Annotated in this window: 11 protein-coding genes; 10 read left to right on the plus strand and 1 reads right to left on the minus strand. The window is 57.2% G+C overall.

What is annotated here, in order from left to right; genetic code table 11:
* The 5 genes from K5905_RS18520 to K5905_RS18540 all read left to right on the plus strand — a co-directional run.
* Positions 1 to 591: ABC transporter permease (locus K5905_RS18520; RefSeq protein WP_297586481.1), on the plus strand; the 591-nt coding region annotated here is incomplete at its 5' end.
* Between the two features lie 9 nt (positions 592 to 600).
* Entirely contained in the window at positions 601 to 1,395 is a 795-nt protein-coding gene (locus K5905_RS18525; RefSeq protein ID WP_297586482.1) for an ABC transporter permease, read from the plus strand.
* 4 nt (positions 1,396 to 1,399) lie between these two features.
* Positions 1,400 to 2,488 (plus strand): FAD-binding oxidoreductase, encoded by a 1,089-nt coding sequence (locus tag K5905_RS18530; protein WP_297586484.1) that lies wholly within the window; start codon positions 1,400 to 1,402, stop codon positions 2,486 to 2,488.
* Complete coding sequence (locus K5905_RS18535; RefSeq protein ID WP_297586486.1) at positions 2,488 to 2,835, plus strand: (2Fe-2S)-binding protein; 348 nt, start codon at positions 2,488 to 2,490, stop codon at positions 2,833 to 2,835. Before K5905_RS18530 ends, K5905_RS18535 begins: the two co-directional genes overlap by 1 nt.
* Positions 2,832 to 4,223, plus strand: coding sequence for an NAD(P)/FAD-dependent oxidoreductase (locus K5905_RS18540; RefSeq protein WP_297586488.1), 1,392 nt, complete (start codon positions 2,832 to 2,834; stop codon positions 4,221 to 4,223). The genes K5905_RS18535 and K5905_RS18540 overlap by 4 nt, the downstream gene beginning before the upstream one ends.
* Before the next feature lie 22 nt (positions 4,224 to 4,245).
* Here the strand turns inward: K5905_RS18540 and K5905_RS18545 are convergent, their stop codons facing one another.
* Positions 4,246 to 5,088, minus strand: coding sequence for a LysR substrate-binding domain-containing protein (locus tag K5905_RS18545; RefSeq protein WP_297586490.1), 843 nt, complete (start codon positions 5,086 to 5,088; stop codon positions 4,246 to 4,248).
* Positions 5,089 to 5,192: 104 nt separating this feature from the next.
* Here K5905_RS18545 and K5905_RS18550 point away from each other — a divergent pair, with 104 nt between their 5' ends.
* From K5905_RS18550 to K5905_RS18570, 5 genes are all read left to right on the plus strand, one after another.
* Positions 5,193 to 5,423: a hypothetical protein gene (locus K5905_RS18550; RefSeq protein ID WP_297586491.1), complete on the plus strand. Its 231-nt coding sequence runs from the start codon at positions 5,193 to 5,195 to the stop codon at positions 5,421 to 5,423.
* Entirely contained in the window at positions 5,423 to 6,085 is a 663-nt protein-coding gene (locus tag K5905_RS18555; protein ID WP_297586492.1) for a DMT family transporter, read from the plus strand. The genes K5905_RS18550 and K5905_RS18555 overlap by 1 nt, the downstream gene beginning before the upstream one ends.
* 572 nt (positions 6,086 to 6,657) lie before the next feature.
* On the plus strand, positions 6,658 to 7,539 hold the full coding sequence (locus K5905_RS18560; RefSeq protein ID WP_297586494.1) for a hypothetical protein: 882 nt from the start codon (positions 6,658 to 6,660) through the stop codon (positions 7,537 to 7,539).
* 36 nt (positions 7,540 to 7,575) lie between these two features.
* Positions 7,576 to 8,661 (plus strand): extracellular solute-binding protein, encoded by a 1,086-nt coding sequence (locus K5905_RS18565; RefSeq protein WP_297586496.1) that lies wholly within the window; start codon positions 7,576 to 7,578, stop codon positions 8,659 to 8,661.
* A gap of 242 nt (positions 8,662 to 8,903) precedes the next feature.
* Positions 8,904 to 10,119 (plus strand): iron ABC transporter permease (locus K5905_RS18570; RefSeq protein ID WP_297586497.1); only part of this gene is annotated, 1,216 nt, incomplete at its 3' end.

The raw sequence follows: 10,119 nt of genomic DNA on the forward strand, positions 1-10,119 counted from the left end.
GTTCTCTCGCGCCTGCCAAATCCCTGGCGGTCGATCTTTCTGCTGGTAGTTCTCGGGCCGCTTTTGATCTCCGTGGTCGTGCGTACTCTCGGCTGGGCGCTGTTTTTCGGCGGCAGCGGGGTTTTGACCATGGTGGCGCAGGGGCTTGGTTTTGCCGATGGACCCGTCAGCCTGATGTTCACCTTCACCGGTATGACCATCGCCCTGGTGCATGTGTTGGTCCCGTTCATGGTGATTTCCGTCTGGGCCGCGCTGCAGAAAATCGACACGCAAAGCGAAGATGCCGCGCTCACCCTTGGCGCGTCGAAACTCACCGTCTTGTGGCGCATCACCCTGCCCCAGGCGATGCCCGGAATTCTTTCCGGCAGCATCATCGTCTTCGCCCTGACGGCCAGTGCCTTTGCGACCCCGGCCATCATCGGCGGGCGGCGCATGAAGGTGGTCGCGACGGCCGCTTACGACGAATACCTGAGCACACTCAACTGGCCGCTCGGCGCCACGATCGCCGTTCTTCTGCTCGTTGCCAACATCGCGATCATCGTCAGTTACAACAAGCTGGTCGAGCGTCGCTTTGCCAAAGTCTTTGAATAGGAGCCGATGATGCAGCGCCTCGGACCTGTTGCCCTTGCCTTTCACGCCCTTTTTGTCGCCTTCATCCTGGCTCCGCTGGTCATGGTGATCGCGGTCTCCTTCACCGACAAGGGATATCTCTCCCTGCCGACGGACGGTCTGTCCTTGAGGTGGTTCCACGCAATCCTGGAAAACCCGGACTTCATCTCCGCCTTCTGGATTTCCGTCTGGCTGGGGCTGTTGTCAGCGACGATGGCAGTCGTCATTGCCGTGCCGGCCGCGCTGGCCATTGCCCGGCGCCGGTTTCCCGGCCGGGATGTGATTGCCGCGTTCCTGCTGTCGCCATTGATGATCCCGCATCTGGTGCTCGGCGTTGCGTTTCTGCAGTTCTATTCGCAGATCGGGATGGGAGGCACCTTTGTCGGCCTGACGGCAGCCCATGTAATCCTGATAACGCCTTACGCGCTGCGCCTCGCGCTGGCTTCGGCAACCGGCCTGCCACAGGATGCGGAAAATGCCGCCTATACGCTCGGCGCATCGAAATTCACCGTATTTCGCCGGATTACCCTGCCCCTGATCCTGCCGGGGGTCGCCGGTGGCTGGCTCTTGTCCTTCATCACCAGTTTCGACGAACTCACCATGAGTATCTTCGTTGCCTCACCGGCAACCCAGACGCTGCCGGTCAGAATGTACCACCACATTGCCCAGACCATCGATCCGCTGATTGCATCCGTCTCGACGGTTCTGATCGTGCTGACGTTCCTTGTGATGCTGATCCTCGACAGGCTCTACGGTCTCGACCGGGTCTTCGTCGGAAGGGGATGAACCAATGACGACGCTCATAATCGGCGGTGGTGTCGTTGGCTTGTCGATAGCCTTCGGCCTGCTGCAACAGGGCAAGTCTGTCCTGGTTCTGGACGGCGGCGACGGTGACTTTCGTGCCTCACGGGGCAATTTCGGCCTTGTCTGGATCCAGGGAAAAGGGGTCGATTGCCCGTCATATTCCAACTGGTCCCGGCGCTCCGCCGGTCTGTGGCCCGGTTATGCGGAAGACCTGAAAAAACTGACCGGGATCGACATCTCCCTCAGCCAGAAAGGCGGGGTCGACTACTTCACCGATGAAACCGAGTTGAAAGACCGGATCGCCGCGCTGGAAAGCCTGAAGCAGGCTGTCGGTGGTGATTATCCGTTCGAGGTGCTGGACCATTCGGGTTTGAAAAAACTGGTTCCTGAGATCGGTCCGAAGGTAATCGGCGGGCTGTATTCGCCAATGGATGGCCATGTGAACCCACTTTTGCTTCTGCAAGCCCTGAGCAGCGCCGTCAGACGTCTTGGTGGCGATCTTAGAACCGGTGCACAAGTCGTCGGCATCGAAGCGGCAGACCGCGCATTTTCGGTGCGGCTGGCCAATGGTGACCGCGCGGAGGGCGAAGCAATTGTTCTTGCCGCAGGACTGGGCGCATCGGAACTCGGTCCCGAGCTTGGCTTCAAGGCACCGGTCAGAGCTCAGCAGGGTCAGGTTCTGATCACCGAGAGACTGCCCTTTTTCCTCAACTATCCATCCGGCACCCTGCGCCAGGTGAATGAAGGCGGCGTACAGATTGGTGCGTCCAAGGCCGAAATCGGTGCAGACGACCGGGAAGACCTCGGCACAATTGCAAAACTGGCCCGGCACGCGGTCGACGTCTTTCCGCACCTTGCCCCCGTCAATCTGGTGCGCAGTTGGGCAGCCCTCAGGGTGATGTCACCTGATGGCCTGCCGATCTATCAGCGTTCGACAAAATATGAGGGTGCGCGGTTCGTCACCTGCCACAGCGGGATCACCCTGGCTGCCGCGCATGCGCGCCTGTTGCCCGACTGGGTGGTGGGAAGCAACCAGGTGCCCGACCTTTCCGACTTCAGCGAGGCCAGATTCTGATGTTCACGCCGCTTGAAACCGCTTCCGGAAGGCAGGTTACCTTCAACTTTGACGGACGGGAGTTCACCGCACAGGAAGGCACGCCTCTGGCCGCGGCACTGCTGGGCGCCGGCGTCTCCGAATTCCGGTCGACACCTGTTTCGGCCAGCCCGCGCGGTCCGTTTTGCATGATGGGAGCCTGCTTCGATTGTCTGGTGCAAATCGACGATGTGACCGTGCAGGCCTGCATGACCCCTGTCCGGGACGGGCTGGTGGTGAAGCGCATTCCACGACCGGACGTGTCGGCCGAACCGCACGATAGTGCTCCTCAGGGTTCGGAGAATTCCCGTGAGGCATTACGGGCATGAGCAGGGATATTTACGACATAGCCATCATAGGTGCCGGTCCAGCGGGAATGGCGGCTGCCATTGAAGCCGATCGCCGCGGTGCGTCCGTAGTTCTTCTGGACGAACAGCCACGACCCGGCGGGCAGATCTACCGCAATGTCGGCATCGCCACACCGAGACAAAGAGAAGTCCTTGGCCAGGACTATGCCAAGGGTGATGCGTTGGTAACGGCGCTTGAGCGATCCGGCGCAAAGCATCTTTCCGATATCACCGTATGGCAGATAACAGGCACCGGGCGCATTGCCTACAGCCGGAAAAACCAGGCAGAGCAACTTGAAGCCCGACAAGTGATCGTCGCAACCGGTGCGACCGAGCGGCCCGTCCCGTTGCCGGGCTGGACCCTGCCGGGAGTTCTGACAGCGGGCGCAGCACAAATTCTGATGAAATCGGGCGGACTGGTTGCCGAAGACGCCGTTCTCGTCGGGTCCGGGCCGTTGCTCTACCTGATCGCCGCGCAGATGGTTGCCGCCGGATCTCCACCCAAGGCGATGATCGAGACACAGACCGGCTCTGATCTTCAGGCGGCCATGAAGCATCTTGGCGGTGCGTTGCGCGGGTGGCGCTATCTGGCGAAGGGCCTGTCGCTGATCGCACAGCTGAAAAGGGCTGGTGTGCGAAGATATACCGGGGCAGGAGACATAAAGGTTCTGGGATCCGACCGAGCAGAAGCTGTTTCCTTCACCTGGAAGGGCCGGGAGCTCCGGATCGAAACAGATACTGTATTACTGCATCAGGGCGTTGTTCCGAACACCCAGATCACCAGATCCCTACAGCTTGATCATCGCTATGAAGAGGACCAGCGCTGTTTTGTTCCGGTGACGGATACCTTTGGCCTGTCTTCCAGTCCGATCGTCAGCGTTGCAGGAGACGGAGCGGGAATTGGGGGAGCGGCAGTTGCCGCGCTCTCGGGGCAGCTTGCGGCACTCGGAGCCTTGCACCGGCTCGACCTGATCACCAACGAAACATTCGAAACTTCGTCGGCACCTATCCTAGAAACACGGGCAAAGGAGCTTGCGGTGCGCCCGTTCCTGGATCGGGCCTATCCGCCTTCGCAACAGACCCTGAAGCCCGTGGACACAACGATCATTTGCCGCTGCGAGGAAGTCACCGCTGGTGATATACGCCGCTATGCCGCCCTTGGCTGCAAGGGGCCGAACCAGGCCAAGGCCTTCGGCCGCTCCGGGATGGGCCCGTGTCAGGGTCGCTATTGCGGGTTGACCGTGACGGAAATCCTGTCTGCGGAAAACGGCATCAGCCAACAGGAAACCGGTGCTCTGCGCATCCGTTCGCCGATCAAACCGGTCACGCTCGGTGAACTTGCGGCCTATCAGGAGGAGGAACACGCCTGAGGCCGAAGCTGAGGCCGAGGCTCTACCCTGCCCGGTCCAGAATTTCCTCAACCAGTGCGTCGCAGGGTTTGGTGTTTGCGGTTGGACCGCGCACCAGGACGATATCGAGCGGTTCAAGCGGAGGCAGTCCCTCATTGCCGCCCAGACGCTCAAGTTCAGTTGGGACAGCCATCTGCGCTACCGCGGCGACCGCCAGACCGGCTTCCACGATGGTCAAGAGTGACGAATGACTGAAGCTGGAATAGGCCGACCTGAAGCGCCTGTTGCCTTGACCCAGCGCTGCAAGAACCATCGTCCGCGCCTGACTACCGGGCTCATATAGGGCGACAGGCAGCGGATCGCGCTGAAGTGCTTGCAGGTCTCTGGAAGCAATCCAGACCATTGGCTCACGCCGGATCAGTTTTCCGGCAGCACCACCTGTGCGGGTCACGATTGCCAGATCGATCTCACCCTCTTCCACTCTGGGTATCAGCTCTGTTGACTGCGCACAGACAACGTTCAGTTCGACCCTGGGAAACAGAGCGCCAAAACGGCGAAGAACGTCTGGCAGCATTGCAGAGATATAGTCATCGGGTGCGCCGATCGAGACAGATCCGGACATTTCCGGCCGGCAGAACGCTTCAAGCGCTTCGTCATGCAATCGAAGGATGCAGCGGGCATAGACGTCCAGTTCTTCTCCCGCCTGGGTCAACGAAAGATTGCGCGTGTCCCTGACAAACAACACCGCACCAAGGCGCTCTTCCAGCCGGGCAATCTGAGTGGACACCGTCGCCGGTGATTTATGCACAATCTGGGCCGCCCGTGTGAAACTCATCGCGTCGACACATGCAACGAAGGTTCTGAGGAGTGTGTGATCAAGCTGCATTATCTTTTAGCATTTTTGAAAAGTCTCTTCAGATTATATCGTTTGACCGAATAATGAAACCAACCTCATCCTGATCCGGATTTCAACAGTACGGATCGGCAGACATGCCTGCTCGAGTGCAAGGTTTCATCGGCTTGGTCAGTGCCCAGGCGCTTCTTGGAACGATCGGCCTGTGCGTTCTGGAAAGCGGCGCGGATCCCGTTTCCGTGGCTTTTTACCGCTGTGTCATAGGCGGTTTGATGTTGGCGCTTTATTGCAGCTGGCAGGGAGATCTCGTCACCATTGCTCACCTGGCACCGCGAACACTGCTACTGGCGGTTGTCAGCGGCATCTGATGACCGGCAACTGGGTGCTGTTTTTTGAAGGCATTCACCGGACCGGCATCGCCGTGGCGACCATACTCTTTCATATTCAGCCGTTTTTCGTGGTTGCTCTGGGTGCGGTCATTTTTCTTGAGCGTCTGCACCCGGTGGCATTGCTCTGGATTTGTCTTGCTCTTGCAGGCCTGACGCTTTCCAGTGGTCTGACCGATGCTGAAATCTCCGGCAACGCGTCTGCACTCATCGGCATTGCCTGCACCCTTGCCGCCGCGTTTTTCTACGCGCTCGTGACGGTCATAGCCAAGGGGCTAACGAGCATAAAGGCCTCTCAATTGGCGCTTGTTCAATGCATATGCGGGGTGCTGATGCTTTTTGCCGTCACGCCACTCACTCCGACTTCGCTTGGTCCCGGCCAATGGATCTGGCTCGCGGTTATCGGGATTGTTCATACCGGTGGCGTTTACGTCATTCTTTATAATGCACTCCCCAAGCTTTCCACGCCTGTGATCGCGGTACTGCTGTTTCTGTATCCGGCCACTGCCGTCGTCGTCGATGCGTTGGCCTATGGCCATCTGATCTCCCGCCTGCAACTTGGCGGGTTGCTTTTGATCATGGTCGCCAGCCTGGGCGTGACACTCCGATGGGGGATGCGTGAAAAGCAGATCACGCTGGCCTGATGCATTCTTGCAAGTGCGGGACGCGGCAACCCGGCATCACCGCGTGGCCCTACCGGAGTTTCCACTAATTTGGGTTTGATCCCGAAGGAGAGATCACCTCCTGGTTTCCAAAATCGCAATACCCGTCTCCCGAAAACTAACGCCCGTCACTTTTGGCCTCGGGTCATATGGTAGCCGTTTCGACAAGTTTCCCCCTGCCTTCGACCAGACTTTTCCAACAGCCCTTGCTCGCTTCAAGACAGCGCTCTCAAGGCATCTGTCAAAGGGCACCAGAACCAGAAATTTGTGAAATTGGCCTTCTCAGTAACTGCGCGTTCACGGATTTCAAAACGCAATCCACGCTTCCGTGGTTTGATTTCTGCTTCGCTCGAGAGCGCATCAAACACCTATTTTTATTAAAGTTTTCAAAATTCCTCATGTTCCGAGCATGTAACCGGGTGCAAACTTGCATTCATTTTTTTAAAAAAATTTGCAAAAATATTTTTAAAAATATATAACCCCATCAAAGCGTGGAAGTCGACAAACAGGTCATCGCGGATGCGAAACCTGGTGTCACCGACGGGAGGATCAGAATGAAAGCCACTGCAGGTGATGTTAATCCGAATGACGAACCGTGCACGCCGCAACGCGCGGGAACGGTACCGTTCAAAGCGCTCAGGAAGGACACCCGCTTTTCCTACTGCATTCACGTGCCTAAGAGCTTTGTCAGCGATCCGACGGGTCACAGGCTGCTCGTTGCCCTGCACGGCTCCGACCGCAATGCACTGGAGCTTTGCCGTCTGTTTCAGAACCTTGCCGAAACACACCGATACGTCATTCTCTGCCCGCTTTTTCCCGGCGGCGTGGGTCAGCCAGAGAACATGGATGGCTACAAATTTCTTTTCGAAGGCGACCTCAGTTATGTGAGCGTCATCGATGACATGATCGGTGAAGTCGAAAAGCGTCTACAAATCGCGTTTGACGAAATTTGCCTGTTCGGCATATCAGGCGGTGCCCAGTGTGCACACCGATACGCAATTGTCAGGCCCGACCGTATAGCTGCAGCCAGCATCGCTGCTCCAGGCACAATCTCGATACCCGGTCTACGCGACAGCTGGTGGCGCGGCACGCATGATCTGCAGGAACGCTTCGGCAGTGAATTCTCCCTGGAACAGTTTTCACGCATCAGATTTCAACTTCTTGTCGGCGCCGCGGACACTGACGAGACGGAAATTCTGCCGGCCAGGAACAGCGCTTACCAAAACAGCGTCACGGAATTTGGCGGCAGAAACCGGGTTGAACGCCTTCAGACGCTTCATCGCGCGCTGAAAGATCTCAACGTGTCTTCAGAAATTGAACTGATCCCCGATGTGGCTCACCAACTTGAGCCGATGTTCGGGCGTGTTCTCAGTTTTTTTGAAGACATTTCGTTGGGCGAAATCGAGCCGAAGCGGGTTCGGAATTTCGGGATTTGATCATTGAATGGCAATCTCTAACTGGGAGGAAACCAAATGAGTATGCTGAAAATTGTGGGTACATTTCTGTCGATCGGCGGAATGGCCTGCTCGATTTGCGGAAGCGCATTCGCAGGTTCGCAGGACGACCTTATCAAGGCGTCGCAAGACAGCGAGACGGTTCTGCACATTTACTCAAACATGGGACCGGAAAACTGGAAGTACATCAAGGAGGGGTTTGAAGCCAAATACCCCTGGATCAGCGTCGAAACCACTGATCTCGGCGGATCCGAAGTGTTTACCCGCTATTTTGCTGAAACCGGTACTGGCGCACCTTCTGCCGATCTGATGGTAACCGGATCGATCACGGACTGGATCGATTTCGCGAACAAGAGTGAAGCCATCGACTACCAGACGGTTCACAGCGACGAACTGCCGGACTGGTCCATGCCATTGCCGGGGATCTACACCTTTTCGACCGACCCGATGCTGCTTGCCTACAACAAGGTCACTGTACCGGAACAATTGCGGGCCGCGACATTTTCAGGTTTCGCGGATGCGGTTGAAGCGAACCCGGAAGTATTTGACGGCAAGATCGGAACCTATGACGGAGCTCTCGGATTCGGCCAATCCATCAACTGGGCCTTTCTGCGTGACCATGGCGAAACCGGTTGGGCTTTGATGGAAAAGGTCGGAAAAGCCGCGCGGCCGGGCGGTGGTTCCGGAGGCATGATCGAGAAACTCGTCTCCGGTGAAAATTCGGCCGCCCTGTTCGTCTCGAGCACGGTCCTTTTTCCTCGCATGGAAGGTGCCTTGAGCAAACTCGTCGAATGGACTTTTTTCGAGGACGGTACGCCGCTGTTTCTCCGTGGAATGGCAATTCCGAAACACGCGAAAAACGTCAACGCTGCCAAACTCATGCTTGACTACATTGTGTCCAGGGAAGGTCAGATTGCCGTCGGCAAGGGCGGTTTCACACCCTATCGGGAAGACATTGGCCCTGAAGAGGTACCCTACGAAACCTTTGGCACCATTGTCGAGAAAACCGGAGGGCGCATCATTCTGATTGACTATGATGAGGACATGATCAGGGCTGGTGACGAATTCTCCGCTCGCTGGAAAAAGACGTTCAACAGGAACTGACTTTGCCAGGAGCCGGGCGGTCTGCTTCCTCCGCGATCGCCCCATCCGCGGCGTGCCAGGGCTAATGTCACCGAAACCTGGTCAATAACACCGACAGGTTTGAACACCAGGCAACGGAAGAACTCATGACTTTCGTTCGTACAGGCACGCCGCGGTATGTTTACAGCAACAAGATCCGCCCAAGGACTGGCTTCATAAGAGCCAGTCCGGGTCCGGTTGCCTAGTTAAGAATAGATGACAACATGAATGCCAACGCAAAAGCAGCAAGTCTTGCTGTATCGCATCAATCGACCGACAGGCTGGTCCAGTGGTCACTGGCGGCGGCCACGATTTTCCTCGTATTCGCACCCATCGTGCCAGTATTGGTGCAGGCCGTCATAGACCGTCCGATATATGAGGACGATTGGTCGTTCACCCTGAACAATTTTTCAAACCTGTCCGGCAGTTCTGACTTCTACGGCATGATTTTCAACACATTGATCTTTGCGGCGATCACGGTCGTTGTATCCCAGGTCGTGGGGGGAATCGCAGCCGTTCTGATCGGCCGAACCGATTTGCCCGGTCGCAGTTTCTATGGCGACCTGTTCATGTGGCCTCTCTTCGTTTCGCACCTGATTCTCGGCTTCGGCTGGTTGCTGCTTTATGGTCCGGCCGGCTTCGTAACTCAGTGGGTCGGGGGAGGCTGGAACCTCTATTCCCTGACCGGAATGGGTCTGGCTGCCGGCATCGCGCAGGCACCTATTACCTACATATATTGCGTTTATGGAACAGGTCGGGCGATTGACCCCAATCTGGAAGACGCCGCTCGGATCTGCGGCGCGCGTCCCTGGACCGTTATTCGACAGGTAACGCTGCCTCTGATGAAGCCGTCCCTGATCTATAGCGGCATGCTGAATCTGATCGTGGCAATCGAGATGCTCTCGATCCCGCTCATGCTGGGCGACCCCGCCAACCTCACAGTATTTTCGTCGTTTCTCTACAAGGAAGGCATTGCCGCGATCCGACCGGATTTCGGTCTGGTCGGAGCCGCAGCCACGATATTGCTTATCGTCGTCTCCTTCCTTGTCTGGCTGCAATTGCGGCTGCTTGGAGATCAGAGCAAATACGAGACGATCAAGGGCAAGGCCAGTCGACCGAAGCGCATCGCCCTGGGAAAAGCAAAATGGCCACTGTCGATTGCGATGGCAGCCTATTGCGCGGTGTTCATCGCACTGCCGCTGGGTGCGGTCATCGTCCGATCCTTCACCGAGTTTCTGACACCGCTCATTGCGCCCTGGTCCGTTCTGACACTCGACTATTACGGCGGTGTATTTTCACAACCATCCTATGTACGCGCGGTCGTAAACACGATCGTTCTGTCGGTCGGCGCGGCCGGATTGGGAACGCTCTTCTTTGCTCTCGTCGCAGTCGTCATCAAGCGCTCCGACTTCAGCTTCCCATCAACCCTTGAAACCATCG

This window comes from Roseibium sp. (assembly GCF_025698965.1).
GTDB lineage: Bacteria > Pseudomonadota > Alphaproteobacteria > Rhizobiales > Stappiaceae > Roseibium.

What these genes read in the sequence shown, in the direction of transcription:
- K5905_RS18560 (WP_297586494.1), top strand. Translation starts at nt 6,658, where the DNA reads ATGAAAGCCACTGCAGGTGATGTTAATCCGAATGACGAACCGTGCACG.
- K5905_RS18545 (WP_297586490.1), bottom strand. Translation starts at nt 5,088, where the DNA reads ATGCAGCTTGATCACACACTCCTCAGAACCTTCGTTGCATGTGTCGAC.
- K5905_RS18525 (WP_297586482.1), top strand. Translation starts at nt 601, where the DNA reads ATGCAGCGCCTCGGACCTGTTGCCCTTGCCTTTCACGCCCTTTTTGTC.
- K5905_RS18565 (WP_297586496.1), top strand. Translation starts at nt 7,576, where the DNA reads ATGAGTATGCTGAAAATTGTGGGTACATTTCTGTCGATCGGCGGAATG.
- K5905_RS18535 (WP_297586486.1), top strand. Translation starts at nt 2,488, where the DNA reads ATGTTCACGCCGCTTGAAACCGCTTCCGGAAGGCAGGTTACCTTCAAC.
- K5905_RS18550 (WP_297586491.1), top strand. Translation starts at nt 5,193, where the DNA reads ATGCCTGCTCGAGTGCAAGGTTTCATCGGCTTGGTCAGTGCCCAGGCG.
- K5905_RS18555 (WP_297586492.1), top strand. Translation starts at nt 5,423, where the DNA reads ATGACCGGCAACTGGGTGCTGTTTTTTGAAGGCATTCACCGGACCGGC.
- K5905_RS18530 (WP_297586484.1), top strand. Translation starts at nt 1,400, where the DNA reads ATGACGACGCTCATAATCGGCGGTGGTGTCGTTGGCTTGTCGATAGCC.
- K5905_RS18540 (WP_297586488.1), top strand. Translation starts at nt 2,832, where the DNA reads ATGAGCAGGGATATTTACGACATAGCCATCATAGGTGCCGGTCCAGCG.